Genomic DNA, 25,729 nt, shown 5'->3' with positions numbered 1-25,729 from the left:
TAATTCTTCCTTTCCGGTTAATTCTTCCTTTCCGGTTAATTCTTCCTTTCCGGTTAATTCTTCCTTTCCGGTTAATTTTTCCTACCCGGATAATTCTTCCTTTCCGGTTAATTTTCCCTACCCGGATAATTCTTCCTTTCCGGTTAATTATTCCTTTCCGGTTAATTATTCCTTTCCGGTTAATTATTCCTTTCCGGTTAATTATTCCTTTCCGGTTAATTATTCCTTTCCGGTTAATTATTCCTTTCCGGTTAATTATTCCTTTCCGGTTAATTCTTCCTTTCCGACTTAAATGTAATGAATAAATTTTGTTTTTGAATTTAAGATTTTCGGAAGGGGGATCTTATTTAGCTGTTTCCGAACGATTTCTGCCAGCCCTCAAGTTCAAATGGGCCCATTTACCGGGAATTTTGGTTTGGATTTCTGGTTCTGGCATCCATTTAGTTAGCCATAATATGTTGATACATTGAGTTTCGGATAATATATAAAGGGAAGGGGAACCCCGGCAACGTTCCCGGCAACATTCCCGGAAAAGTTTCACATTTCAAAGCATGTCCTGAGGCACCGCGTAATCCTTTACGTTAAAGCCGCGCTGGGTCAGGTATTCAAGGGTCCAGCCAGTGATAACCACGGGTGCATTGTGAAGGTCGGAAATGCTTCCGCAACCGCAGAGGAACATTGCAGCCCTGAATTCGTTAAACATACGGGAAAGTAGTTCTACAACGGCTGTTTTGCCTTCAAGAGCAGGTCCGACGAAGGGGAGAGCCGCACTTGCTGCATTGGCCCCCAGAGCAATGGATTTTGCGATATCCAGTCCGCTGCGGACTCCACCGGTTGCGATGATTGGAAGGGAAACCCGGGACTCAATGATGCTAGCAACCGTCGGGATCCCGAAGTCCCAGAACAGTTCACCTAAATGCTCAGAAGCAGAATCTCCACTTTCTCGGGCCCGGTACACTTCTACTCCGGCCCAGCTTGTGCCCCCGGCACCTCCCACGTCTATGGCCGAAACTCCGGCTTTCTGGAAGAGAAGGGCATCTTCCCTGGAGATTCCGGTCCCGGTCTCTTTCACTATCACAGGCACATCCAGAGAAGAACATATCTCGGAAATCATATCCAGACAGCCCGCGGCATCCCTATCCCCTTCGGGCTGGATTGCCTCCTGCAGGAAGTTAAGATGGATGGCAAGGGCGTCGGCATCAATCATCTCGATCAGCTTTTCTACCCCTTCTACCCCGTACTGCCGGATCTGGGCGGCGCCCACATTCCCGTAGACAAAGGCACTCGGGGCTTCGTCCCTGACTACCCTGAAAGATTCTTCCTGGGAAGGGTCATCGATTGCAGCCCTCTGGCTCCCGACACCAATCCCGATGCCAAGCTCTTCGGCCGCACCTGCAAGAGCCGCATTCACCGGAATAGTGTCAGGATGCCCGCCCGTAATAGACGCGATTAAAAAGGGAAACTGCAAGCGTTTCCCGAGAAAATCCACCGAAAGGTCGAGAGTATCCATATTGAGTTCGGGAAGAGCCCTGTGGATCAGGGTTACATCCTCAAAGCCCGCACTGACGTTCCGGGCCTCAACGTGGCTTTCAGCACACAGCTTTAAATGCTCGATCTTTCGCTTCGAGGTAGTGTTAATCATGATTAATTCCCTTTATCCGGACTGATCCTGGTCCCTATTGGATCCCCATGTAAGAACCGATGCACATTATCCGCTTTTCCTGCATTGAATATATAGGAAGTAATACATGACGTTTTGCTAAGCTCCAGGAGTTCCCGGACCTTCCCGAGCATCCCGCCGGTAACGTCGGTACTCCCTGACGCCCCTATGCAGCCCCGGAATTCCTCAAAATTCCCGGGAGTGATTACGGGCACGGGTTTCCCGTCCCTGTCCAGCACACCGTCTTCAGCCGAACCCAGGCCCAGCCGGGTAACTCCGAGTTCTTTTGCAAGATAGGGCACGATCTGGTCCCCCGAAAGGATACAGGTCCCAAGCTCGCGGTCCATCACAACGTCCCCGTGCAGGACCGGAACAAACCCTTTCTCAAGCATGAGTTTGATGTTTTCCATATACATGCTCTCGATCCGTCCGTTTTTGCACACTGTGCAGCCCATGGGATGCACCGCAACTGCCCTGACCCCGAAACGATTAAGGGCACCCACCACCATAGCGGCGAGTTTTTTGACAGATTCATGAGTCACTACCGACCCTTCAAGGTCAAACTGCCGGTCAAGCCCGTATTTTTTGGCGTAGGTATGCCCGAAAGAACCGGCGCCGTGAACTACGATCATTTTTCCCCCGTACCCGGAAACTTCCCGGGCAATCCTGAGGAGTTCCGCCTCCCGGATGACTCCGTCATCCGCGCCCTTGTCGGTAATTACGCTGCCCCCCAGTTTCAGGATAACAGGTTCTTCTGAAGCCTTCATGCAAGATCACTCAATACCTTTTTTGTAAGTTTTTGCAATTCCATAGTGAGAAAATATATCATAGTGAGAAAACAATCCGGAAAAATATAAGTCCGAATAAAACAAGTCCGAATAAAACAGTCAAGGCACCCCAGGAGCCGAAAAATTACCCCGGAACCGCCCATATAGGTCACTCCACCCTCAAGCCCTGTTCCGTGGGTCCCGTGATTATCGCTTCACCGCCTGCTGCTGAAATGGCTTCTGCCACAGCAGTGCATTTTTCAGGTGCCGCAAGCGCAACCATGCACCCCCCACCTCCGGCACCCGTAATCTTTGCCCCGAAAGCCCCTGCCGCCCGGGCAGAGTATATTAGGTCCGAAAGTTCCAGGCTGTTAACACCGAGGGCATCCAGCAGGCCCTGGTTCACATTCATCAGCCTGCCTACTGAAGAGTAATCCCCGGCAAAGACCAGGGACTCCCCGAGCTTTGAAATCCGTCCGATTGAAGCCATGAGAGGTCCGATCAGTTCGGGATAGGTTTCACGGAGCTGCCGGACGTTTGCCACCAGTTCTTTCGTAGAGGAAAAGACCCCCGTATCCCCGACCACTATACCACAGTCCGGAGTCTTCAGTTTCCTTCTTTCCGGGATGGTAACGACCCCTCCGAAGGTGGATACGTAGGTGTCCGTCGGGCTTGCCGCGCCCTGTACCCGAATTTCGATTTCATGCCCTACAGTGGCAATTTCTTCAAGGGAAAGTCCGCACCCGAAAAGTTCATTGAGAGCACCAATGCTTGCGATTGTTACAGCGGCGGAAGACCCAAGCCCCGAACCCACAGGAATCTCGGAATCAACGGTTATGGAGACACCCTCAAAGGGGACAAATTCCCTCATTTTCTCAATAACTGCAGAAACATAAGGGTGCTTTTCAAAATCAAGCCCTGTCCTGGAGATCTGGGACTGGATGATTACGGAATCGGCAACTTCCACCCGAACCCGGGTCCTGAGTTCAACCGCACAGGCTACGGCGGTTTCTCCATAAACGACTGCATGCTCTCCAAAAAGGTAAATTTTCCCGGGTGCGGAACATGAGACCATCGTATCTCCTCGAATTCCTCTAATACATTAATTTAGTGAGTATGATTCATAAATAGAACGAGACATATAAAAGATATTACCTCAAGAAGGTTCCATTTTTAGTCAGAGTTTATTTTTAATAAGAATCTACATTTCCTCAAAGATGTTATCCCGGACATTTATCAGTAATTAAAAAATGTTAACCTGACATTTCCCGGGAAAAACTCTCAGTTCACAATAGCAAAACCACTCATTCCAATGTAAACGCTCTCAGCCTACAATAGTAAACGTTCTCAGTCCAATGCAAGCGCCTTCAGTCCAAAAACAAACTATTCATTCCACAATGATGGCCGCATACCCGACAACCGCATCCGTATCCCCGGAAACGTCTCCGCTGTTTGCATATTTAAGCAGCTTCGCGCGGGTGCCTCCGAGTTTTCCGGAAGCAGTGAGCATCGCCGCGATTGGGCCGTACCCGCATACCGAGGCATTTCTCCTGTAAAGGCTGTCATACATTCCGGGAACGTCAAAGTCCAGGATGGAACCGATAATTTCCCGGTCGACTTCCCCTGCAAGTCCCGCAGGTTGGTAATGAGTAAAATCGCTGGAAGCAATGACAACAACTTTCTTCCCGCTTTTTGAAACGAGGTCGGCAACAAGGTTTCCCACCTCAACAGCTGTTTCTTCGTCCTGCATGCCCATGCAAATAGGAAGAATCTTGAAATCCCCGCCGAAACGATACTGAAGGAAAGGAAGCTGAACTTCCAGGGAATGTTCATATATGTGTCCCGTCTCGTCTGCGTCTACAATGCTTCCGAGAAAACCTTCGGCAAGATCGGAATCAGCCCCAATAGCCCCAAGGGGAGTTTCCCAGGTATCCCGGGAGACCGCCACAGGGGAGCCGTACCCCGTATGGTTGGGTCCGAGCAGGACATAAGTATCGGCTTTCGGGAGGGCCGCATAAACATACGCTGCCACCTTCCCGGAATAAACGTACCCCGCATGGGGGCATACGGCTCCGAGAACATTGCGTTCCCGAACCTCCAGACCTTCGAAACACCGTTTCAGTTCTTTTTCCAGATATTCAGGACTTGAAGGATAGAACTGCCCTGCAACTGCTGGTTGTCTCATTAATAATCACCCCATATAAGGAATATGGGCCTCTTAATTAAAGCCTTGCAGTATGCAGGACTGGTGTTCCAGGATCAAAGAGGGGTTTCGAAAGAGCCCAGTTCGTGAGCGAAAGGAATGTTGTTGAAGTTTGCGACTTCCCTTGCAAGCAGCCAGTAGACCATGGAAAGGGCTTTTCGACCTTTATTGTTAGTGGGTATCACAAGGTCCACATTGGAAATCAGGTTGTTGGTGTCACAGAGTGCTACCACGGGAACTCCGATGCTGGAAGCTTCCTTAAGAACCTGTGCGTCTCCGGCAGGGTCGGTTACGATCACGACGTCGGGTTCGAAGAACCCTTCCATCTTGGGGTTCGTAAGGGAACCCGGAACAAACCTTCCGAGCACGGACTTTGTGCCAAGAGCCCTGGAAAACATCCTTGCGGGGTGCTGCCCGTACTGCCTTGAAGATACGACAAGTATCCTTGAAGGATCGTAACGGGAAAGCATCTTTGATGCGACCTTGATTCTCTCATCTGTAGACTGGATGTCAAGTACGTATAACCCATCGGTCCTGACCCTGTACACGAAACGCATCATGTCCTGAGTCTTTTGCTGGGTACCGATGTGGATCCCTGCGGCCAGATATTCATCAATGGACACAAGGGACGTGGATTCTTCCTTGACAGGTGCTGCAGCTTCCTTTGCAACCTCTTCTGCAGGTGCTTCTTCAGGCACAGATTCGACTTCTTCTGCGGCTTCCACTTCAGGCGCAGGCTGTGATTCGGGTACAGGCTGTGATTCGGCATCCTCCTGCCCTGTCTGCTCAATTTCCTCCATTAAGTCACCTCATAATATAGATCAACATTAAAACATTCGATATATCAGTGTTAAAACATTCAGAATCTGAAAATAAATCCCATGACGTTTTCAACTGACTTTCCGTTTAACAGTGATAGGGATAATTCCGGCATCCAACTCTGCCAAAGAGACGCTCAAAGCGTCCATACGCCCGTCGTCCTCAATCAGGACAGGAGCCCCCATAGCAATTTGCAATGATCTGGCACCTATTATGCGTGCACTTTCGAACCGGGTATACTTTTCCTTGCCCAACTGATCACCTTAAGACTTAAAAACGCTCCGATGAATTTCAATAATTTAGAATCATGATAAGTTTGAAGATTTCAGCACAAGCCTGTAAACCAGCACCCTAAAAAATAGGGAAATGGGACCGCTGAGATTTGAACTCAGGTACCGGCGTCCCGAACGCCGAAGGATGGGCCAGGCTACCCTACGGTCCCTTACTGGTATGGTGAAAGTACGTCAACAAGTTCAACGTGACTGAGGAACATTCTGCGGCAGCAGTAGCGGGTGATCCCAAGATCATCCAGTACTGCGGCCTTGTCCTCTCCGCCGTCGACGCGCCTCTTGTACTCGTCCCAATAGTTTGAGATTACTTTACCACATGAGAAACATCGGACTGGGATCATAATAGTCCTTACCTGTAAGACTTCTGATATTTAGACCTTGCTCCAGGCCCACCAAAGTTCTTGGATTCCTTCTGCCTGGAATCGCTTACAAGCAAATTGCGATCATAGGCTGCGAAGTTGTCTCTGATAGTAGTATCATTGGTCCATTCGACAATGCCCCTTGCAACTGCGGTCCTGACCGCGTTTGCCTGGCCAATGATTCCACCGCCCTGAACATACACATTGATATCAATCCCGGAGACTACATCTTCCCCTGCAATCATCAGAGGCTCCGAGACTTTCACTTTTGAAAGCTCAGGGGTATAAAGCTCGACGGGGACCTTATTGATCCTGACCTTACCTGTACCTTTCTTGACTGTTGCACGTGCGGTTGCGGTTTTGTGCTTTCCAGATGAATTAACTACTTTAACCATGAAGACTCACCCTTTAGAATTTTGCACCCAGCTTCAGGCTCACGTCACCAAGCTCTATGTATTTGTTAGAACTCAGACGGTTCATATTAGCATTCTCGAGGGTAATCGTTTCAGCACCCGCAAGTTCTGCGGGGACACCCACATAGACCTTGAGCCTGGACATTGCGTCCCTGCCTCTTGCCCTCTTGTAGGGCAGCATGCCACGGATAGTCCGCTTCATAATGCGGTCTGGGCGCTTCGGGAAGTAAGGCCCGAATTCTCGGGAACCTCTGTCCCGGGATTCCCGGTATTCCTTAAGAGTTGTTGCCTTTGAACCCGAGACCACGGCTTTTTCGGCATTCACAATATATACCTTTTCGTCTCCAGAAAGCAGTTGTTTTGCAACCGTACTTGCAAGACGCCCCAGAATAAGCCCATTTGCATCGATAATCGTCATCTTCAACACCTCAGCGGAAAATCCGGATCCCGGACCCTCTCGGATTTGCTTCTACGATCTCTTCGATACTAAGGCACCTGCCACCAGCTTCGGTAATTTTATCTTCGGCCGCAACACTGAAGTTCAGTGCAGCAACAGTTACCGGATGGTCCAGAAGCCCTGCAGCCAGGACTTTCCCGGGGATAAGCAGGACATCATCCGCAGCCGAATGCCTGTTGATCTTGCTCACGTTCACAGCCGCATAGTTCCTGGACGGCATTTCAAGGCGTTTCGCAATATCTTTCCAGATAGGAGCGCCCTCTATGTTGGCAATCTCCTTCAGGGTAAGAATCAGGGAAACGATTCTTGGATTTGTTTTTCTTGTAACTTTTACCAGTGAATTTTTACCCAATGTATGTTCCTCCGCAAGATTAATACCAAATCTTACTCACGCGGGAAAAACCCTCTATCGCGTTCGAACACATCAATAACTACCGCCCAAAAAGCAAAAGCCTCGGACCAGTAGATTAAAGATCAAACGATTAATTGGAATTGGTATGGTGTGAATAACATTCCTAGTACATAAAGATTATGCGTAATCCTCATACGCAATCAGGAAGGCCGAGAACTTCCACCGAAACCTTTTCGAAAATCGATTCGATGTCGCACCCGAACTTCCGGGCAACAATCAGGGCTACGACCCGGATGTCCACCATATAGGAAAGCCGGTCCTGCATGGAATTGACTTCCGAAGCCAGAGTCTGTTTATTCAAGCAAGTGTTGGCGGAGACAAATTCGAGGATATGTTCGAAGTCGAGACCTTCCGATGTATTAGAAGAACATTCGGAAGAGAGCTTTTCGGAGTTGCAGGAACTTGCCAGGCACTCAAGCCTCTGCAGGAAATCCTCCGCAGGTTTGAACGAGTGAGGGAGCCTGACAGTGTCTACATCAAACCCGGGGGAAAGCTTGCCGTCTTTCAGGGAAAGAAGTCCCATATCAAGAGCCAGCTCTTTTACCTTGGAAGCTGTCTTCGGGGAAAACCACTTCAGGTCAAAAGCAAGGGAAAACTCGAAATCCTTCACCGGAAGAGAAGGTGCCAGGTTTTTCTTAAAAGGAGCCGAAACCGCACGTTTGAGGTCTTCCATTCACTGAACCCCCGGATTCGGACAAGAAATTTTTTGATAGGGGAATATTACGGGCAAGGATGTTTCGGTCGAGAAATTATCAAAAGGGAAGTGTTCCGAATGGAAATGTTCCGAATAGAAGTGTTCTGACTGGAAGTGTTCCGGAAGGCTCCGCCTGAAAGGAGCACCCGGATAAAGTAAAGGTGCCCCTGGCACAGACCCCCCACAGTTTTGAGCCCGTGCCGGAACAAATCGTTTTTTGGGACACATATTTACTCAGGACCGAAAGACTCAGAGCACGACAAGTTTAGCATCGATGATTCCGGAGACCTGCCTGAGCTCATCCAGAATGTCGTCAGGCACGTCGCCGTCAACATTGAGAGCCATCAGGGTGGTGCCTCCGACTTCTACCCTTCCGACCTGCATGCCAGAAATGTTGATATTATTCTTGCCGAGCACGATACAGCAGGGACCGATCACGTTAGGCCTGTTGATGTGCTTGGCAAAGATCATGCGCCCTGCCGGGAAGATGTCGACCCTATCCCCGTCCACAGCAACGATCTTCGGCTCGTCCCCGACAACGGTTCCTGTGACCAGCTTGACGTCTTCTCCCCTGATCAAACGGATACTTATGGTGGAAGAGTATTCTTCTGCGGATTCGGACTTGCTTTCGACCACCGCAATCTTCCTGGACTTGGCAAGAGCGGGAGCGTTAACGTAGTTGACCCCTGCGCCAAGTGCCATTTCAAGCAGACCTTTCAGGGCAGAAACCGTAAGGGGCCTGGTATCTTTCCCGGAGATTTCCCCGTTGTACCCGATTTCCACCTTTTCGTAGCTGCCGTCCATAAGCTGCCCTGCGATCTTTCCCATGATCTCAGCAAGCCGGATGTAGGGAGCAAGGACCGCCATAGCCTCGGGCTTGACGGAAGGAATATTGATAGCGTTTCTGGCGGACCCACCCTGCAGGACCGAAATAACTTCGTGAGCAATATCCACTGCTACATTGACCTGAGCTTCCTCGGTGGAGGCTCCAAGGTGCGGGGTTAAGATCACGTTGTCAAAGTTCATGAGAGGACTGTCAAAAGGCGGTTCGTTGATAAAAACGTCAAAAGCTGCCCCTGCGACCTTCCCACTTTCCAGGGCTCTTGCAAGAGCCTCTTCGCTGATGATTCCGCCCCTGGCACAGTTGATGATCCGGACTCCTTCCTTCATCAGGGCAAACTGCTCATCGTCAAGGATATTCCGGGTTTCCTTAATGAGGGGAGTGTGTACGGTGATATAGTCAGCTTCTTCTGCGATCTCATTTACGGTGCACAGCCTGACGCCGAGTTCTTCGGCACGCTTCTCGGAAATGAAGGGATCATACCCGAGCAGGGTCATTTCCATACCAGAAGCCCTTTTCGCGACCTCGGACCCGATCCTGCCAAGTCCGATAACACCCAGGATCTTGCCTTTAACCTCAACACCCATGAACTTCTTCCTGTTCCATTCCCTGGCTTTCAGGGAAGCGTTGGCCTGAGGGATGTTCCGGGACATTGACATCATCATGGCGATGGTGTGTTCTGCGGCAGAGATCATGTTTCCTTCAGGGGCGTTTGCCACAATGATCCCTTTTTTGGTAGCCGCATCCACATCGACGTTGTCGACTCCGACCCCGGCCCTTCCGACAATCTTCAGGTTGTCAGCAGCCTCGATCACACGCTGGGTGACCTGAGTACCACTGCGTATGACAAGGGCATCGAAATCTTTGATCTTTTCCACCAGTTCGTCCTCGGAAAGCCCGGTGGATACGTCAACCGTGAAATGCTCCTTCAGAATATCCAGACCTTCGGAAGATAATGAGTCACTGACCAATACTTTCATAATAATTTTCTCCAGATGAATACAGTAAAATACAGTAAGAATGAATAGTCAAATTTTGACAATGAATATCATCGACCTAATCACACTTAAGCATTATCAAGCTTATGCAGCTTTAATCCTCAGACAGATTTTTGTCCCTTATGCGGGTTTTCGCGCATATAAGGTTAACCCACCAGCCTGATAATCCCAATCCTGGGTTCGTAACACTGCCCGCCTGCAAAGAGAGAACGAATCACATCTTCAACGAGCTCTTCAGGAACCCCCCTGGACACCGCAACTTCCAGAAAAGCGGCGTAATCAACACCCTTACCCTCGTCCATTTCCCGCAGGAGTTCAAGCACAAATTCCTTCCGGTCCCCGTCGGCCCCTGAAGAGTTCTCCGAATCAAATTCAAGAGCCTGAAGGGCTTCTTTTACGGATACCCCGAGCAGTTTCGCAAATTCTTCAGGGGCACGCGCCCTTTCAAGGGCCAGGGAAATTCCTTCTGCAAGTTCCCGGGACACTCCTTTTTCTAGCAGGTATCCCCGGAGTTCTTCATCCCGGTATCCGCTTACCACGGCATCCGAAAAAGCTTCAAGCCTCTCAACGGTCTGTTCTGCGGTATCCACAACCCACCTGTTGCGAATTTCCTCGTCTACAACGTTCACTTCCTCAGCCCGGACCGAGACAAATACAGAGCCCGGCTCAGGCTCATAGATGCGGGCTTTTCCCGTCAGAGCAATGAATGCCGGGATTTCTACCGTCGAAAAGAAAATGGAAGCCTCGGGCTGATACTGCCCGGCGTATACGGTAAAAGCCCCTGTAAGATCGACAATCCGCGCCTTCCACATCTCGTTTTGTGCCCCGACACAGTCAAGCTCGGTTATCACGCCAACCACGAAGACCCGGTTGAGGACAAGGCCCGAGGGGCTGAGGAGTAAATTGGGGGTTTTCAAATCCCCTGAGGAAGCTTTTTTCTCCCCTGCACGGACAGGCATTTCGAGAGCCCTGCAAGCCTCAAACTCCCTTGCAAAAACCCTTTTTGCAACTTCCCGCTTAAGCAAAGCTCCGGCCTCCTGTGGAATCCGCGGTTTTGGAATCAGGGTCCTGCCCATGGTCCTGCCCGCAGTCCTCTGGACCAGATCCCTCATTACCAGGATACTGTCCACGGTCCTCCGGGATTCGGGCTTCCAACCCTTGAGCTTTTTCAGTCCCAAGTAAGTCGAGCCTGTGCAGCAGTTCCACGACCCGGACCGCAAGGTCGGCTTCCGGCACCCAGACACTCTCGGCAACAAAAGAGACTCCGTACTCGTTTTTCGAGGCATTTCCGCGGACTGCGAGGTAGCGGCCCGTAAGGATCCTTCGCAGGTCTTCGTAAACAGCGTCTTTTGAGATGTCAGAGAACATGAGTGCCTCTGCCTCTTCAAGGGTTTTTCCGTAAATCATTTCCGCAAGTTCCCTGGAAAACATAACTGATACTGCCTCCGTCCCGTCGTCCAGCACTGCTTTGATTCGCATATCCCGTACTCCATCCACCTTACCGTGTACCCGGCAGCTTCCTTTCTGGACCACTCTCCCACATTCGGGGCAGCGGGAAATTATCCCTGAACCCGGCTTGACAGAGATCACATTTCCCACTATGGCCACATCAAACATGCCGTCCCTTGAAGCGACCTCTTCCATTTTCAGGGGGATAGGAGCCGTCTTCACGGATTCAAAAGTAAAAGCCAGTTTTTCAGCACCTTCAGGCCCTGGTTTTGAAACTCCGGTCCCCTTCAGGATATTGACCGAAGGCACCCCTTTGAACATTCGGACCTGAGCTTCTTCCAGGCGGATGATGCTCCCGATATCAATCCCCGGAAGTTCCACCCAGGCCGTGAACGGGAGCCTTGCGGTCTCGTCTGCCAGAACCCCGGAAATCACACGGCACTGCCTGCCCCTGACCATCACCTCCCTATGGGAAAGCTGGAGGACGCAGGCAACGGTGCTTACCGAAAAGTCCACAGCCCCGATCTCACCCAGTTTTTTCTCAGGGGTCCGAGCAAGTTCGGAAAGGGAAGGGAGGATGGAATCCGGCAGTTTTGATACTGAGGAATGGTCCCCTATATTTAGCCTGATCCTGTTCTGCCAGAGCCGGGTATAGGCATTTCGGACCCGGATTACCTCCCCTGCAGGAGGGAGTTCCTTCCAGGAAGAAAAGAGAATTGACCCGGTCTCGTCCGCAAAGACCCCTGTATAGAGCTTTGAAGAACCTTTCCGGCCCTTTTCCGGGGACACTCCATCCCCTTCCCCGGAACTGCCCCCTCTCTCGCCCCGGGGCTCCTCCTGGACTACCCCCCGAACCTCTTCCCCATCTCTTTCCCGCGGGTGGAGAATCTTTTCATTAAGCTCGAGGATCCTGCCCGTAATTTCAAAACTCTTAAGATTAGCAGAGAGATCCTTTACCTTCAATGCTCTTTGCACTCCCCCGAACTTGCGGAGGATGCTCTCTTTTGCAACTTCAGGCGGTACACGAAAAGCCAGCAGTTTTTCAAACTCTGCCCGGATTCGATTCTTATTAACTTCTCCAAGCGCCCGGGTTAGTTCTTCAAGATGGGGCGCATTTTTTTCATCCATATTAAGCCTCCTTATGAGACAAACGTAACAGGTAACTAAACGTAGCAACCAATTAAACGTAGCAACCAATTAAACGTAGCAACCAATTAAACGTAGCAACCAATTAAACGTAGCAACCAATTAAACGTAGTAACCAATTAAACGTAGCAACCAATTAAACGTAGCAACCAATTAAACGTAGCAACCAATTAAACGTAGCAACCAATTAAACGTAGCAACCAATTAAACGTAGTAACCAATTAAACGTAGCAACCAATTAAACGTAGCAACCAATTAAACGTAGCAACCAATTAAGCTACGAACTAATATACAGTATATATTAAAAATTAATTCTTACTCTCCCAACCAGTTTCTACCCTATATCTCTACCCTATGTCCAAAACATACTGGATCTTTTTTGCAAAGTAGTCAAGACTTTGAGAAAATCTGTTCAGGAATTTTGATTCCAAATGCATATAATTTCCCAGAACAATAAGAAAATACAACTTATTTTTAAAGTTGGACAATAACTTGACAGGGAAATTAATAGGGGAAATATGGAAATGGGTATACTAAAGAATAGGCCAACGTTTTGGATTATACTGTTGTTAACACTTACAATCGGCACAAGCTTTCCTGGTGCTGCTGAAACGTTAATGGTAGACCCCTCGGAGGGAGGAGACTACACGGAAGTTCAGGCAGCCATAGATGCTGCAAATCCGGGAGATACGATACTGGTAAAAAGCGGAACGTACGAAGAAAACCTGAAGGTAGACAAGGAACTGAAAATCTGGTCCGACTCAAGGAACCCGGAGGACACCATGATCCAGGCTGCAGACCCGGCTAAAAATGTCGTTGAAATAAATACGGGCAGAGTGACATTCAGCGGGTTTGGCATTAGCGGCTCTGAAAATACAGGAATATATCTTGAAGGAGCGGGGAACTGCCTGGTCAGCAATAACGAAGTCTCAAACACAGGGCAGGGTATTTTCCTGAAAGATTCGGACAGGAACGTCGTGAGCAGCAATGTCCTCTCCTTAAACGAACTGGGAATAAGGCTTGAGGCCTCCGGCAAAAATACCATACAGACCAATGTCATCGCCTACAACTACGGGTACGGAATCTCCCTGGAAGAGAGCAGCGAAAACCAGATCTACGACAATTATTTCAAGAACAGTGAAAACGTCGAAGAAAATCCCGGGAACCAGGACAACTTCTGGAACATAGCCCTCAAAAGCAAAAAGAACATTGTCCGGGGCCCATACATCGCCGGGAACTTCTGGGCAGACCTGGAGGGTGCGGGTTACAGCGAGACATGTACCGATGAAAACAGCAATGGAATTTGTGACTCCCCATATTCCGTAAACGGGGGAGGAACCGATGGGTCCCCACTTTATCCAAAAGTCCCTGAAGCAATTCCGGTCCTCGAAGACAGGCTGGACCCCGAAGCTTACGAAGATGGCCTTGCCGAAAAGGGAGAGGTAGTACCCGAAGCAGAGCCCGGGACAGAAATAAGCGAAGAGGGAATGGCCGAAGAAGAGATGGGCGAGGAAGAAGTAACTGTGGAAGAGGGAGTTGAAGGGGCAGAACCCGACGCAGAAGAGGAGGAAGCTGCCGGAGAAGAAGAAAATGGAGCTCCGGGATTTGGTTTCGGAGTAGCGGGCCTGGCTACGGGAACGGCTTACCTGCTGAAAAGGAGAAGGTAAAGCGGAAATCCTGAAAATTATGAAAAGTTGCCAGAAAATGGGAAAATAAAAGAAAAGAAGAGAGGAAGAGAAAAAACAAAAAAACAAAAAGATTTGGGGCATTTTGCCCCGAATTTAATTCACTTATGGGAGAAGTATGCCACAATTTCCTCTTCGCTTACGGCATCGATCCTGCAGAACCCGAAACGCTCGAACTGGACAATTTTATCCAGCTCTTTTGCAATCCCGCGTTCTCCTATTCCTTTGAAGTCGCCGTCGGGGCTGCGGACTTTCACGGAAATACCGTCTACGGGCGCCCAGTGGATGATCCTGCCCTTTACTTTTTTGAGGGCTTCGAGGGATTCACCGGAGAACTTACCCTGCAGCGGCTCAAGGGACGTGATCTCGACGTTGTAGAGGTCTTTTAAGCGGAGCATTGAACCGACTTCCATTTTCTCAACGTCGTCCCCGGCAAGCAGGACCTTGTTTTCGACATTTATATCCCTTGCACCCCTTTCGGAATCGGTGGGGTGAAGTGGGGGCTTTGCAACTGTTGCTTCGGCACCTTCGATCTCCAGTTCCACGGGGTCCCGGACGAAGAAGTAGCGGTTGGCTTCAGGGTCCACTATTTTGCGGTTTTCGGCATATAGGGACTCCATGCTGATGCTGACATCGGTTGTCCCGATCCCCATCTCGACCATGAACTTCCTGAGGGCTTCGGCCCTGATCCCGCGGCGGCGGATGGCGCGGATGGTGGGCAGGCGGGGGTCGTCCCAGCCGGAGTATATCCCGGATTCGATGTCCTTTCGAAGGGTACTTGTGCTGAATTTCCCGAACTCATGGATTTTGACGCGGCCCCAGTGCAGGGTTTTCGGGTACTCCCAGCCCAGGTATTTGTAGATGTAGCCCTGGCGTTTCTCGCTGTCCTGCAGGTCTTTTCCCCGGATGATGTGGGTCATGCCGAGTTCGTGGTCCTCGATTGCCCCTGCAAAGTCCAGGAGGGGCCAAACAATGTATTTTTCCCCGATTTCAGCACGGGGATGAGACATCTTCCGGATCCTGAAAGCTCCCCAGTCACGTAGCGCCGGGTCCTTGTGCTCGATATCGGTCTTGATACGGAGCACGGCCTGTTGGTCCTCATATCCCCCGGCAAGCATTTTTTCCCAGTACTCCAGGTTCACTTCGGGGGACTGGTCACGGTGCGGGCAGGGCTGCTTTGAGTCCTTGAACTTCTTGAAATCTCCTCCTTCACAGAAGCAGACATAAGCCTTGCCCATCTCGATGAGCTTCTTTGCGTAATCGTAATAGACAGGGAAACGGTCCGAAGCGTAGACCACCCGGTCAGGTATTACCCCGAGCCACTTGAAGTCGTCAAGGTACCAGTCGTAGGCTTTGAGCAGGGGGCGTTTCTTGTCAGGGTCGGTGTCGTCAAAGCGCAGGATGAATTTTCCCTTATACATCTTCACGTACTCGGAATTGACGACCATGCCCCGGGAACTTCCAAGGGTTGCAGGCCCGTTCGGGTTAGGGGCAAAGCGCATGACCACCTTGCCTTCCACAGCACCTTCCAGGGGCTTCAGGCCTTTTACGGGTTCCTTTTTCACACTCAGGGCTTCGATAAGCTCGGGAGCGATTTCCGACAACCGGGTTTCCCAGGCTTCGGCATTCCCTTTTGCAATTTCCCCCACAATTTCCGCAAGAGCGGAAGAAATGGCTTTAGGGTCATTCCGGAGGTGAGGGCATTCCCCCATCACCTTCCCCATTACGGCTTTGGGTTGGGGGGCTTTTCCGTATTTCACGGCATTCTGAAGGGCGTATTTTTCAATAGTATTCAGGTCTTCAGGACTTAAGGTCATAAAGGATTCTCCAAAAATAAACATGGATTGATGAGGATGAAAGTTCCAGCAGAGAGAAATACTCACCGGACTTTAACGGGCCCGCTAAGTTCGGTAAAACATGGAAATAGGATTATAAAAAGTCACCGAACCCGGGAAAATGCGCACAGGGTAAAAACCGGAGAAAAGAGAAGCCAGTCAGTCAGCAATATCAGCCCGAGCATCAGCAAGAGTATGTGAGATATCAGCAATAGTGCAAGCAACATCAGCAACAGTGTAAGAGATATCAATAAGGTTGGCAGTGATGTCAACAAGAATGGCAACAGTGAGATCAGCAAGAATGACAGCAATATCGCCGGGGTGAAGCTTATTTCGGGATGGAAGCCTCGATATCCCGGATTCTGCTTAGTTTTTCATTGAGCCTGCCAAGCTCCCCTTCAAACTCTTTCAGGAATTTCGGGACCGCATCCCCGGGCACCGCCCCCTGGGCTGAGGGCTTGATAAGGCTCGCCTGTTCGAGGACCCGGAGGGAGTAGCGGACCTTGTGGTTCTGCATCCCGGTAACTTCTGCGAGTTTCAAGATCCCGATTGGGCCTTCTTCAATAACTTTCTTCAGCACTATAAGGTGGCGCTCGGCAAGCTCGAGTTCCGTTTCAATATGGTCAAGAAGCATCAGATAACCTCGTTTCTCAGGGTTCCTATCCCCTGGATTTCCACTTCCACACAATCTCCCCTTTGCATTTCCCCTACCCCCGGGGGTGTTCCCGTGGCAATCACATCCCCCACTTCGAGGGTCATGATCTCGGAGATGAACTCAATAAGGTACGGGATGTCAAAGATAAGATTAGAGGTACTTGACTCCTGCCGGGTTTCCCCGTTTACCCTGCAGGAGATTTTTAAATCCGAAACATCGAGTTCGTCGCTGCAGGCGATGAAAGGCCCGAAAGCCGCAAAGGTGTCAAAACTTTTTGCCCGGGTCCACTGCCCGTCTTTTTGCTGGAGATCCCGGGCGGTTACGTCGTTGAAACAGGTATAACCGGCAATCACGTCCTCAGCCCGGTCAGCCTTGATGTTCTTGAAGCGTTTCCCGATCACAACAGCAAGTTCGGCTTCATAGTCAACTCTTGAACTGCAGGCAGGATAGAGAATCTTGTCTTCATGCCCGACAACGGCAGAAGGAGGTTTCAAAAAAAGGATAGGGGATTCAGGGACTTCCATGGACAGTTCTTCGGCATGGTCCCGATAATTCAGGCCGACACAGATAATCTTGGAAGGGCATGCAGGAGGAAGGATACGAAGTTCCGAGAGCTCATATATACCGGAACTTCCCTTCGGATACACGCGATTGTCATCGATTTCCCCGTAGAAGACCTCATCTCCTGCCCTGAACCTGCCTATCATATCTCTTGCCATCCTTTTCTCCGATCTCAATACTTTGCCTTTCAGTCCTTTTTTCAGAGCTCTGTTATTTACCATTCAGTTCATTAACTTTCACTTCTTTGCCTATCAGCCCTTCTCTTCCGACCCCTACTTCTTCCTGCTTTCAGTTCCATTTTTTTAAAAACATATATCGAAACTTAAATTTTAACTCTTCGCCCACTGGCATCCCGTGCATATTTCCCGAGTTCCGAATCCACGAGCTGCACGCCGGAAAAAACAGGCCCGTCCTTGCAGACCCTGAGCCCGGACCGATCAATGCAACAAGCACCGCAGACCCCGATCCCGCACTTGAAATAGCGGTGAAGGCTGAACTCCGATTTATCAAGCACCTCTTTTTCCTGCAGGATTTTAAAGATAAAACCCATCATGACCTCCGGGCCGCAGACAGCGATATTGTCATAGGAGGAAACGTCGAGCCCTTTGAGGACATCGGTTACAAACCCTTTCGTCCCCTTTGAGCCGTCATCAGTAGTGATGTCAAGAACCCCGGCTGCCGCAAAACGTTCTTCAAAAAGCAGGTCTCCACCGCTCCGGGCTCCGAGAATCGTATGCACCTTTGCCCCGGCGGCACTGGCTGCTTCAGCATAGGGAGCCAGGGGGGCAGCCCCGACTCCTCCGGCAATGACCAGAATCTTTTCCCCTGCTGCGGGAGAGGAAAAACCTTTCCCGAGAGGCCCACGGAGCCCAAAAGAATCTCCTTCCTTCAACTCAAAGAGCTTCGCTGTCGCTTCCCCGACATTCTGGACAGTAATAGAATTTTTCCGGGAAAGCCCCATCGGTACTTCGTCCACGCCCCGGACCCAGACCATCACGAACTGGCCGGGGTCCATTTCCTCAAACCGGTGATCGAAAACAAAAGTCCTTATAAAAGGGGACTCTTCTATTATTTTTTCTATAGTAGCATTAAGAGGAATCATCAGACCACCTTAGCATAACATTGCCGATCATCAGCACATTGACCTTCCGGCATAATCAGCACATCGCCCGTCAACATATCGCCCGTTAGCGGGTCATTCGCCAACATATCGCAGTTCATCATACTGCCTCGTGGGCAAGACCTACAAAGTCCCTTGCATCCGAATACCCTTTCCGCTGAAGGAACGCCTCAATCCCCGAACTAATTTCGGAAAAGACATCCGTACGGTCGTACACTGCAGACCCGACCTGAACAGCTGCCGCGCCTGCCATCATCATTTCCACGGCGTCTTCCCAGGAAGCAACCCCTCCGACTCCCACCACCGGGATCTCAAGGGCAGCATAGAGGTCATATACACATTTTACTGCAACGGGTTTGACCGCAGCCCCGGAAAGCCCGCCAGACCTGTTTCCGAGCACGGGGTACCCGGACTCGATATCGATAGCCATCCCTTTCACGGTATTGATAGCAACGACAGCATCCGCACCCCCGGCTTCGGCAGCTTTTCCAATAGCCGTGATGTCAGCGACGTTGGGGGTAAGCTTGACCCAGACAGGCAAGTCAGTCACTTCTTTTACGGCTGCAGTGACCGCTTCTACCAGGCAGGGGTTTGAGCCGATGGCAGCCCCGTACCCTTCGGCATGGGGACAGCTCACGTTGAGCTCGAAAGCATCGGGCTGACCCGGGAGAAGCCCCTGTGCAACTTCCGCAAACTCCCCGGAGTTCCCACCAAAGATACTTGCGATTACCGGGACCCCGGAATCCTTCTTTGCGATCTCGAGTTCCTGCACAAATTCGGCGTAAGAGGGATTTGGAAGCCCCATGGCGTTTAAAAAACCGCAGTCCAGCTTGACCATGCTCGGATTCGGATGCCCGTATTTGGGCTCCGGGCCGATTGACTTGGTCACAACCGCTCCTGCCCCGCCTTCCCGGGCAACCCTGCAGAGAGATGCCCCGGTGGTTCCCAGCACGCCAGCTGCAAGGATTGTGGGATTTTTCATTTCAAGGCCTGTGAGGGTATACATTTCAGGAAAACTCCATGTAATTTTTGAACAACTTAATTTTTAACAGTTACACGAATCCCCGGACAACTGGGAAAGCGCCTGTTCAGCCAGCCTTTTCCCGCCCATATCCACGAACTTGTGCCCGAGTTCCTGAGCCTTTTCTATGCAACCTACCAGAGGCAAGAACTCATCTATCCGGACTACTTCCTTCCCGTCAAGGGAAAGGACCTCAGCCCGCACATGGATCTCCTGCCCGTTGGAAGTAAACTCGGCGTAGGAACCAACAGGAGTCGTACAGCCGCCTCCGAGTTCGGTGATCAGGATGCGTTCGATTTCTGTGAGAATCCGGCTCTGCGGGTGATCAAGTTTGGAAACCGCTTTTTCAGCTTCCGTGCCTGCCCGGGTGACCACGGAGATGGTACCCTGGTTGGGAGAGGGGCAGAAAAAGTCAGGGCTCAGGATTTCCCCTTCAAGTTCCCAGCCCATGCGTTCGAGCCCCGCCTTGGCGAGCAGGATGCCGTCGTATTGCCCTTCCCTGAGTTTCCTCAGCCTCGTGTCAATGTTGCCCCTGAGTTCCTGGACCACCAGGTCAGGCCTGTAGCGGCGGACCTGGGCAGCCCTTCGGAGGGAACTGGTCCCTATAATTGCCTGCTCGGGCAGTTCGTCCAGGGGGGTCCCGTCATAGGTGAGCAGGATATCAAACGGGGTGTCCCTTTCCAGGACAGCCACGGTTGGAAGTTCTTCCGGGCGGATAGTGGGCATGTCTTTCATGGAATGAACTGCAATGTCGACTTCCCCTGCAAGCATCACATCGTCCAGTTCCCGGACAAAAGCCCCAACCCCGGCAACGGCATGCAGGGGGCGGTCCGTAAACCGGTCTCCACTGGTTTTTATGATTTTCTGGCTTGTTTCGACCCCGTTCTCTTTCAGGAGATGGGAAACGAGTACAGTCTGGGCAAGCGCAAGGTTGCTGCCCCGGGTCCCTATGATCATAATGAAATCCTCAAACGTTATCAACTTTTTTCAGGGCTTTTAGCTCTTCAAAGGCGTATAGCTCTTAGAAGGGCATTTAGCTTTTTTCGGGCTTTTTGAGATTTGTTTTAGAGCTGGCCTTTTAGAGATTGTTCTTATAGGCCTCGAGGGTCTTTTCGATATCCTCATCGGCATGGGCTTCCGAGAGGAAGTTTGTCTCGAACTGAGAGGGAGGCAGGAAAATCCCGTCGGAAAGCATCCTGTGGAAGAAGGCAAAGTAACCTTCCTTGTCACATTTCAGGACGTCCTGGTAGTTTGAAGGTTCTGCCCCGAAGAAGATTTTGAACATGGAGGCAATTCCGCAGACGCTGTAGTCAAGCCCTTCGTCAGCTACGATTTCGGAAAGTGCGGTCCTGAAGGTGTCTCCCTTTGCATTCAGTTTTGCGTGCAGGTTTTCCCGCTTGAAGTAGTCAAGCACTGCAATGCCCGCTGCCATGGAACAGGGGCTTCCGCTGAAAGTCCCTGCCTGGTAGACCGGCCCGGAGGGAGAAACCTTCTCCATGATCTCTTTTCGTCCACCGAATACCCCGACCGGAAGCCCCCCACCAACGATTTTTCCGAGGGTGGTCATGTCGGGCACGACCCCGTAATACTCCTGGGCCCCGCCCATGGCGAGCCTGAATCCGGTAATGACTTCGTCGAAAATCAGGAGGACGTCATTTTCCTCTGTGAGCTTGCGGACTTCTTTCAGGTAGCCAGGTTTCGGAAGGATCGGGCCTACATTTCCCTGCACGGGTTCGAGGATGACAGCCGCAAGGTCGTCTTTGTTTTTCTCCACAAGCTCGGTCATACCCTCAAGATCATTGAACTGGGCCTGCAGGGTATACTTCGTGAAATCGGCAGGAATACCAAGAGAATCGGGTTCCCCGTGGGTGCTTGCCCCGGACCCGGCCTTTACCAGCACAGCGTCATGAGCCCCGTGGAAACCACCTTCGATCTTGACGAATTTCTTCCTGCCCGTAAACCCGCGGGCCAGGCGGATTGCGCTCATTGTAGCTTCGGTCCCGGTGGACACGAAACGGAGCATATCAATGCTAGGGTAATACCCCGCAATTTTCTCTGCCAGGGTTACCTCAAGTTCCGAGGGGGTACCGTAAAGCCAACCCTTGTCGAGCTGAGCCCTTATCGCTTCCTTGATTACAGGATGGTTGTGCCCCAGAATTTCCGGGCCATAGGCCAGGCAGTAGTCGATATACTCGTTTCCATCAAGGTCCCTGATCTTCGAGCCGTCGGCTGATGCCGTGTAGAAGGGGTATGGTTTGATTGCACGCACCGGGCTGCTTACCCCGCCCGGGAGCAGGGTCTTTGCCTTTTCGAACATTTCTCTGGACTTTTCAAGCGTCATGGGAATTTCACCGATTAGACTGAAAACGAATCGAATTATAACCCAGGTTGTAATCGATATTATAATGACTTGTAGTCGATATTATAATGGCTGTAATCGATATTATAATGGCTTGTAGTCGATATTATAACCAGGTTGTAATCGATATTATAATAGGCTTGTAATTGATTTGCAGATATTCCTTAAACTTTTGTTAAATTCTGTTTCTTATCTGTATTACAGCCTCTCCCCCTATTAAGCAGTTATTGCTGATTTTTGGAATAGACATTAAGGATAACCGAAAAAAGAGAAGAGACATAACAAAATGAAAAAGTTAAAAACGGAAGTTCAGGTCCGAAAATAGAGCCTGAAAGATTAGAGAGCTTAAAATAAAAACATTTAAAATAAAAAAAGGAAGCGCCTGAAGATCAGGGCGCTGACTTCAGCATACGGGCGATGTCCTTTGCGGAATAAGTAATAATGATGTCCGCACCTGCCCTCTTGATAGAAAGGAGAGCTTCGTATACTACCTTTTTCTCATCAAGCCAGCCGTTTGCTGCCGCTGCCTTGAGCATGGAGTACTCCCCACTCACGTTATAGGCGGCAGTGGGCATCCCGAACTCGGTCTTTACCCGGTACACGATGTCCAGGTAGGGGAGAGCAGGCTTTACCATGAGGATATCCGCACCTTCGGCAACGTCGAGAGTGACTTCCCGTAGGGCCTCGTCGCTGTTGGCAGGATCCATCTGGTAGCTTGAGCGGTCCCCGAAAGAGTAGCCGGATTCGGCAGCCTCCCTGAAGGGGCCATAAAAGGCAGAGTGGAACTTAGCGGCATAGGACATGATAGGGATATTTTCGAAACCGTGCTCATCAAGTGCCCTCCGGATAGCTACCACCATCCCGTCCATCATCCCGGAAGGAGCAACCATGTCAGCCCCGGCTTTTGCGTGACTGACCGCAATTTTCCCGAGGATTTCAAGGGTAGGGTCGTTCAGGACCTCCTCTTTCTTGAAGTCCACGATCCCGCAGTGTCCGTGATCGGTGTACTCACACATGCAGATGTCCGTGATCACCACCAGATCGTCCCCGACTTCGGCCTTGATCCTCCGGACAGCTTCCTGGATAACGTCCCTTTCCCCGTAGGAAGAACTGCCCTCGGCATCCTTATGCCCCGGTACGCCGAAAAGGATCACTGCCGGAATCCCTAGTTCGGCGATTTCCTTTGCCTCTTTTGCAACCTCTGAGAGAGGAAAGCCGAAAACCCCTGGCATGGAAGAAAACTCGACAGGGGAGTCAATAGTCTCATTCACAAAGATTGGTTGGACCAGGTCGTCAACCGTGAGGACGGTCTCCCTCACAAGATTCTTTATCTTTCCTTTTCTCAATCTTCTCAACCTGATATCTGGAAACATGGGATCACTCCTGTAACTTAAAAATTGAGCCTGCAAATAGAAAATATTAACTATGCGAATTATATTCGCATGAGTTGAATGTAAATAATTCGAATTGAAGATTGGCCGTACAAATTAATTAATCCTGTAAGCCGGGGTATTGCCAGCAGTAAGTATTGCTGACATTAGGTATTGCCAGCAGCAAGTATTGCTGACATTAGGTATTGCCAGCAGCAAGTATTGTCGGTATTAGTCCTTCCCACAGCCGGGTTTTGTTCTTTCGACCCTCACCTTATCCTTATCCAGACAGAAAACCCTGGAAACCACATCAAGGAACTCCTCGTTTCCGAGTTCTGCCGCCTGCCTGAGGACTTTTGTAGGTTCACCAAGGATCTTGTTGACGATCGAATAGGTAAGATCATCAAGGACCTGAGTTTCGATTTCCCCGATGGTATGGTAAGCCTTGAGGCGGTTTACCGCCTTTTCCCGTTCCTGCACCCTGACATCATAGACCTGCCTGTAAAGTTCGGAAATCAGGCGGTCGGCTTTCTGGCGCTTGTACTGGATGTTCAGGAGCCGGAGTTCTTCCTGGATGATGGCTTCGGCTTTCCTGGACTCTTCCTTTCGCATCTTCAGGGTCTTTTCACTGATAACCCGAAGGTTGTCAATGTTGCAGAGCTCAACTTTCTCAAGTTCCGCTACGGATTCCTCAATGTCCCTGGGGTTTGCGATATCGACCAGAAGGAGTTTATGGTCCCTGTCCCGGACAGCATCTTCAACCATTTCCCGGGTAAGTATGTAGTGGGGCGCCCCGGTACCGCTGATAACCACATCGGCATTCTGGAGGTAATTCATAACATCGTCAAGTTTTACTGCGTGCCCTCCAAGCTCGTAGGCAAGTTCTTCAGCCCGCTGGTAGGTCCGGTTAGCAATGTAAATTCCTTCAATGTCCTTTTCTGCCAGCGCCCTTGCGACCAGAACCCCTATTTCCCCTGCCCCTATCACAAGCACGTTCTTGCCTTCCAGACCCCCGAAGATATCCTCAGCCAGGTCCACCGCGGCCGAACCGATAGAAACGGAACCTTTATTGATCCGGGTCTCATTTCGGATCCTCTTGCCGACCTGGATTGCCTTGTCAAAAGCCGTTTCAAGGATTTTACCAGTGGCACCCGACTTCTTGGCGTAGGCATAGAGCTCCTTGATCTGGCCCAGGATCTGGTCTTCTCCCACAATCATGGACTCCAGGCCTCCGGAGAGCCGGAGCAAGTGTTCCAGGGACTCGTCATGACCAAAAAATTCAATTATGTGGGTCGAAGCCCCCATTTCCTTTGCAAAAGAGAAAAGCACACTGCTGCTTTTAGGAGAAACGACATAGATTTCAACCCTGTTGCAGGTTTTTAAGACGACACACTCATACACGTATTCGTGGTTGTACAGGTTATGGAGCAAACCGTCAAGGTCCCCGTGCCAGGCGGACTCCATTTCATCAACCTTTGCTTTTTTGTGGGATATAACCATGCTTGAGATTTCTGTCACAGAGAGCCTCCGGATAGAATGATTATAGGAATTCTTACATTAAACCTTGTCCAGACAAGTTCCGAAAATCACCAGCCTGTAATCAATTCTACAAAAAGAATTATTCTTTGCAGGTGACAGGCCAGGCCCGGATTTACTATTCAAGATTATACAGATGATATAGTATAATGATAAATTATAATGATAATTTTCATGAAATGGTTGTATAAAGACAATTTTCATGAGATAGTTTTCATGAGATAGTTTTCATGAGATAGTTTTCATGAGATAGTTTTCATGAGATAGTTTTCATGAGATAGTTTTCATGAGATAGTTTTCATGAGATTATTTCTTATCGGAATCTCCCTCAAGGCGATCCGAAACTATGGAATATGCGAGTTCTGCAGCCTTTTCATAGGACTCGGAGAAACCTTCCCAGACGGCTTCGCTTTCAAGGACATTCCAGAGAAGTTCCTTCCTCTTTTTCTGCTCGCCTACGTGTTCTTTTAGGTAGTTTCTGAGCTCATCCTGAAGCCGGATCATATCAGAATACTGTGGGCTTATCAGGCTTTCGATTTTCCTTCGGGAATATTTTGAAACCGCCGGGCTTCGGCCCAGGGTGGAAATCCCGATTACAAGGTCACCTCTTTTTATGACTGACGGGATAACAACGCTACCTAAAACATCCACCTGATTAATCAAAATATCGCTTTCCCCTGCAATGGAAGTGATTTTTCTGTTAAGCAATGAATCACTGGTTGCGGGGATAACGAGAAAAGCCCCGGTGACAAGCTCCCGGAGTTCGGAGTCCGTTACTCCCGAAAGGTTCAACCGGACCAGCCTAACCTTTCCACAAGCTTCGAGTTCCTGCAGCCTTTGGGAAAAGCCAAGGCTCACAACAGTGGTTTCCGCGCAACTGCAGAATAGTTCGGCTTTTCGCTCACCTACGGAGCCACCACCAAAAATCACGACCTTTCGGCCCGAGAGGTCAAGCATCAAAGGAAGGTAATTGTTTGTCCCGGACATCTTTCGGAGCACCTCACAATTTAGAAAAAAATAATTACTGAGAAATTATTAAAACCTGACCCATTAAGCCTCTGATAAATTAAGCTTTATTC

General features: G+C 50.2%; 25 protein-coding genes and 1 tRNA gene. 1 reads left to right on the top strand and 25 read right to left on the bottom strand.

The window, feature by feature from the left end; genetic code table 11:
* Positions 1-544 precede the first annotated feature (544 nt).
* The 15 genes from fni to ACSAZK_RS12025 form a co-directional block, all read right to left on the bottom strand.
* Positions 545-1,642 carry a type 2 isopentenyl-diphosphate Delta-isomerase gene (gene fni, locus ACSAZK_RS12095; RefSeq protein ID WP_440954372.1) on the bottom strand — a complete coding sequence of 366 codons (1,098 nt, stop codon included), beginning with the start codon at positions 1,640-1,642 and terminating at the stop codon, positions 545-547.
* A gap of 2 nt (positions 1,643-1,644) precedes the next feature.
* The gene (locus ACSAZK_RS12090; RefSeq protein ID WP_048181353.1) at positions 1,645-2,427 is read right to left on the bottom strand and encodes an isopentenyl phosphate kinase; all 783 of its coding nucleotides are present in this window, start codon (positions 2,425-2,427) and stop codon (positions 1,645-1,647) included.
* Positions 2,428-2,596: 169 nt separating this feature from the next.
* On the bottom strand, positions 2,597-3,502 hold the full coding sequence (locus ACSAZK_RS12085; RefSeq protein ID WP_440954371.1) for a mevalonate kinase: 906 nt from the start codon (positions 3,500-3,502) through the stop codon (positions 2,597-2,599).
* 312 nt (positions 3,503-3,814) lie between these two features.
* Complete coding sequence (locus ACSAZK_RS12080) at positions 3,815-4,612, bottom strand: MEMO1 family protein (protein ID WP_440954370.1); 798 nt, start codon at positions 4,610-4,612, stop codon at positions 3,815-3,817.
* A gap of 74 nt (positions 4,613-4,686) precedes the next feature.
* Positions 4,687-5,430, bottom strand: a complete 744-nt coding sequence (gene rpsB, locus ACSAZK_RS12075; protein WP_440954369.1) for a 30S ribosomal protein S2 — start codon at positions 5,428-5,430, stop codon at positions 4,687-4,689.
* A 90-nt stretch (positions 5,431-5,520) separates the two neighbouring features.
* Positions 5,521-5,703: a DNA-directed RNA polymerase subunit K gene (locus tag ACSAZK_RS12070; protein WP_440954368.1), complete on the bottom strand. Its 183-nt coding sequence runs from the start codon at positions 5,701-5,703 to the stop codon at positions 5,521-5,523.
* A 113-nt stretch (positions 5,704-5,816) separates the two neighbouring features.
* Positions 5,817-5,891 (bottom strand) — tRNA-Pro (locus ACSAZK_RS12065).
* Positions 5,892-6,080: a DNA-directed RNA polymerase subunit N gene (locus ACSAZK_RS12060; protein WP_082090662.1), complete on the bottom strand. Its 189-nt coding sequence runs from the start codon at positions 6,078-6,080 to the stop codon at positions 5,892-5,894.
* An 8-nt stretch (positions 6,081-6,088) separates the two neighbouring features.
* Positions 6,089-6,493, bottom strand: coding sequence for a 30S ribosomal protein S9 (locus ACSAZK_RS12055; RefSeq protein ID WP_440954367.1), 405 nt, complete (start codon positions 6,491-6,493; stop codon positions 6,089-6,091).
* A gap of 13 nt (positions 6,494-6,506) precedes the next feature.
* Positions 6,507-6,929 carry a 50S ribosomal protein L13 gene (locus ACSAZK_RS12050; RefSeq protein WP_440954366.1) on the bottom strand — a complete coding sequence of 141 codons (423 nt, stop codon included), beginning with the start codon at positions 6,927-6,929 and terminating at the stop codon, positions 6,507-6,509.
* Positions 6,930-6,939: 10 nt separating this feature from the next.
* Positions 6,940-7,344: a 50S ribosomal protein L18e gene (locus tag ACSAZK_RS12045; protein WP_440957013.1), complete on the bottom strand. Its 405-nt coding sequence runs from the start codon at positions 7,342-7,344 to the stop codon at positions 6,940-6,942.
* A gap of 166 nt (positions 7,345-7,510) precedes the next feature.
* On the bottom strand, positions 7,511-8,053 hold the full coding sequence (locus ACSAZK_RS12040; RefSeq protein ID WP_440954365.1) for a DUF2240 family protein: 543 nt from the start codon (positions 8,051-8,053) through the stop codon (positions 7,511-7,513).
* Positions 8,054-8,323: 270 nt separating this feature from the next.
* Positions 8,324-9,895 (bottom strand): phosphoglycerate dehydrogenase, encoded by a 1,572-nt coding sequence (gene serA / locus ACSAZK_RS12035; protein ID WP_440954364.1) that lies wholly within the window; start codon positions 9,893-9,895, stop codon positions 8,324-8,326.
* Positions 9,896-10,059: 164 nt separating this feature from the next.
* Positions 10,060-11,043 (bottom strand): RPA family protein, encoded by a 984-nt coding sequence (locus ACSAZK_RS12030; protein WP_440954363.1) that lies wholly within the window; start codon positions 11,041-11,043, stop codon positions 10,060-10,062.
* Complete coding sequence (locus ACSAZK_RS12025) at positions 10,931-12,490, bottom strand: Single-stranded DNA binding protein (protein ID WP_440954362.1); 1,560 nt, start codon at positions 12,488-12,490, stop codon at positions 10,931-10,933. The genes ACSAZK_RS12030 and ACSAZK_RS12025 overlap by 113 nt, the downstream gene beginning before the upstream one ends.
* A 635-nt stretch (positions 12,491-13,125) precedes the next feature.
* On the opposite strand from ACSAZK_RS12025, the gene ACSAZK_RS12020 reads away from it, so the two are divergent.
* Positions 13,126-14,175: a right-handed parallel beta-helix repeat-containing protein gene (locus ACSAZK_RS12020; RefSeq protein ID WP_440954361.1), complete on the top strand. Its 1,050-nt coding sequence runs from the start codon at positions 13,126-13,128 to the stop codon at positions 14,173-14,175.
* Between the two features lie 119 nt (positions 14,176-14,294).
* On the opposite strand, the gene ACSAZK_RS12015 is transcribed toward ACSAZK_RS12020, so the two are convergent.
* From ACSAZK_RS12015 to ACSAZK_RS11970, 10 genes are all read right to left on the bottom strand, one after another.
* Positions 14,295-16,010: a glutamate--tRNA ligase gene (locus ACSAZK_RS12015; protein ID WP_440954360.1), complete on the bottom strand. Its 1,716-nt coding sequence runs from the start codon at positions 16,008-16,010 to the stop codon at positions 14,295-14,297.
* A 346-nt stretch (positions 16,011-16,356) separates the two neighbouring features.
* Complete coding sequence (locus tag ACSAZK_RS12010) at positions 16,357-16,662, bottom strand: hypothetical protein (protein ID WP_440954359.1); 306 nt, start codon at positions 16,660-16,662, stop codon at positions 16,357-16,359.
* Complete coding sequence (locus tag ACSAZK_RS12005) at positions 16,662-17,390, bottom strand: fumarylacetoacetate hydrolase family protein (protein ID WP_440957012.1); 729 nt, start codon at positions 17,388-17,390, stop codon at positions 16,662-16,664. The genes ACSAZK_RS12010 and ACSAZK_RS12005 overlap by 1 nt, the downstream gene beginning before the upstream one ends.
* Before the next feature lie 176 nt (positions 17,391-17,566).
* On the bottom strand, positions 17,567-18,346 hold the full coding sequence (locus ACSAZK_RS12000; protein WP_440954358.1) for a dihydroorotate dehydrogenase electron transfer subunit: 780 nt from the start codon (positions 18,344-18,346) through the stop codon (positions 17,567-17,569).
* Positions 18,347-18,464: 118 nt separating this feature from the next.
* Complete coding sequence (locus tag ACSAZK_RS11995) at positions 18,465-19,370, bottom strand: dihydroorotate dehydrogenase (protein ID WP_440954357.1); 906 nt, start codon at positions 19,368-19,370, stop codon at positions 18,465-18,467.
* Between the two features lie 39 nt (positions 19,371-19,409).
* On the bottom strand, positions 19,410-20,342 hold the full coding sequence (hemC, locus tag ACSAZK_RS11990) for a hydroxymethylbilane synthase (protein WP_440954356.1): 933 nt from the start codon (positions 20,340-20,342) through the stop codon (positions 19,410-19,412).
* A gap of 121 nt (positions 20,343-20,463) precedes the next feature.
* Positions 20,464-21,726, bottom strand: a complete 1,263-nt coding sequence (gene hemL, locus ACSAZK_RS11985; protein WP_440954355.1) for a glutamate-1-semialdehyde 2,1-aminomutase — start codon at positions 21,724-21,726, stop codon at positions 20,464-20,466.
* Positions 21,727-22,133: 407 nt separating this feature from the next.
* Complete coding sequence (gene hemB / locus ACSAZK_RS11980; RefSeq protein WP_440954354.1) at positions 22,134-23,117, bottom strand: porphobilinogen synthase; 984 nt, start codon at positions 23,115-23,117, stop codon at positions 22,134-22,136.
* Positions 23,118-23,345: 228 nt separating this feature from the next.
* Positions 23,346-24,632 (bottom strand): glutamyl-tRNA reductase, encoded by a 1,287-nt coding sequence (hemA, locus tag ACSAZK_RS11975; protein ID WP_440954353.1) that lies wholly within the window; start codon positions 24,630-24,632, stop codon positions 23,346-23,348.
* A 324-nt stretch (positions 24,633-24,956) separates the two neighbouring features.
* Positions 24,957-25,637 carry a precorrin-2 dehydrogenase/sirohydrochlorin ferrochelatase family protein gene (locus tag ACSAZK_RS11970; protein WP_440954352.1) on the bottom strand — a complete coding sequence of 227 codons (681 nt, stop codon included), beginning with the start codon at positions 25,635-25,637 and terminating at the stop codon, positions 24,957-24,959.
* Between the last annotated feature and the right edge of the window lie 92 nt (positions 25,638-25,729).

Source organism: Methanosarcina sediminis (assembly GCF_052056915.1).
GTDB lineage: Archaea > Halobacteriota > Methanosarcinia > Methanosarcinales > Methanosarcinaceae > MTP4.
Note: the sequence above shows the minus strand (reverse complement) of the source record. Positions and strands in the feature narration are given on the sequence as shown.

Bases quoted from the DNA above. Each gene is read 5' to 3' on its own strand.
- fni (WP_440954372.1), bottom strand. From the start codon at position 1,642: ATGATTAACACTACCTCGAAGCGAAAGATCGAGCATTTAAAGCTGTGT.
- ACSAZK_RS12090 (WP_048181353.1), bottom strand. From the start codon at position 2,427: ATGAAGGCTTCAGAAGAACCTGTTATCCTGAAACTGGGGGGCAGCGTA.
- ACSAZK_RS12085 (WP_440954371.1), bottom strand. From the start codon at position 3,502: ATGGTCTCATGTTCCGCACCCGGGAAAATTTACCTTTTTGGAGAGCAT.
- ACSAZK_RS12080 (WP_440954370.1), bottom strand. From the start codon at position 4,612: ATGAGACAACCAGCAGTTGCAGGGCAGTTCTATCCTTCAAGTCCTGAA.
- rpsB (WP_440954369.1), bottom strand. From the start codon at position 5,430: ATGGAGGAAATTGAGCAGACAGGGCAGGAGGATGCCGAATCACAGCCT.
- ACSAZK_RS12060 (WP_082090662.1), bottom strand. From the start codon at position 6,080: ATGATCCCAGTCCGATGTTTCTCATGTGGTAAAGTAATCTCAAACTAT.
- ACSAZK_RS12055 (WP_440954367.1), bottom strand. From the start codon at position 6,493: ATGGTTAAAGTAGTTAATTCATCTGGAAAGCACAAAACCGCAACCGCA.
- ACSAZK_RS12050 (WP_440954366.1), bottom strand. From the start codon at position 6,929: ATGACGATTATCGATGCAAATGGGCTTATTCTGGGGCGTCTTGCAAGT.
- ACSAZK_RS12040 (WP_440954365.1), bottom strand. From the start codon at position 8,053: ATGGAAGACCTCAAACGTGCGGTTTCGGCTCCTTTTAAGAAAAACCTG.
- serA (WP_440954364.1), bottom strand. From the start codon at position 9,895: ATGAAAGTATTGGTCAGTGACTCATTATCTTCCGAAGGTCTGGATATT.
- ACSAZK_RS12025 (WP_440954362.1), bottom strand. From the start codon at position 12,490: ATGGATGAAAAAAATGCGCCCCATCTTGAAGAACTAACCCGGGCGCTT.
- ACSAZK_RS12020 (WP_440954361.1), top strand. From the start codon at position 13,126: ATGGTAGACCCCTCGGAGGGAGGAGACTACACGGAAGTTCAGGCAGCC.
- ACSAZK_RS12015 (WP_440954360.1), bottom strand. From the start codon at position 16,010: ATGACCTTAAGTCCTGAAGACCTGAATACTATTGAAAAATACGCCCTT.
- ACSAZK_RS12010 (WP_440954359.1), bottom strand. From the start codon at position 16,662: ATGCTTCTTGACCATATTGAAACGGAACTCGAGCTTGCCGAGCGCCAC.
- ACSAZK_RS12005 (WP_440957012.1), bottom strand. From the start codon at position 17,390: ATGATAGGCAGGTTCAGGGCAGGAGATGAGGTCTTCTACGGGGAAATC.
- ACSAZK_RS12000 (WP_440954358.1), bottom strand. From the start codon at position 18,346: ATGATTCCTCTTAATGCTACTATAGAAAAAATAATAGAAGAGTCCCCT.
- ACSAZK_RS11995 (WP_440954357.1), bottom strand. From the start codon at position 19,370: ATGTATACCCTCACAGGCCTTGAAATGAAAAATCCCACAATCCTTGCA.
- hemC (WP_440954356.1), bottom strand. From the start codon at position 20,342: ATGATCATAGGGACCCGGGGCAGCAACCTTGCGCTTGCCCAGACTGTA.
- hemL (WP_440954355.1), bottom strand. From the start codon at position 21,726: ATGACGCTTGAAAAGTCCAGAGAAATGTTCGAAAAGGCAAAGACCCTG.
- hemB (WP_440954354.1), bottom strand. From the start codon at position 23,117: ATGTTTCCAGATATCAGGTTGAGAAGATTGAGAAAAGGAAAGATAAAG.
- ACSAZK_RS11970 (WP_440954352.1), bottom strand. From the start codon at position 25,637: ATGTCCGGGACAAACAATTACCTTCCTTTGATGCTTGACCTCTCGGGC.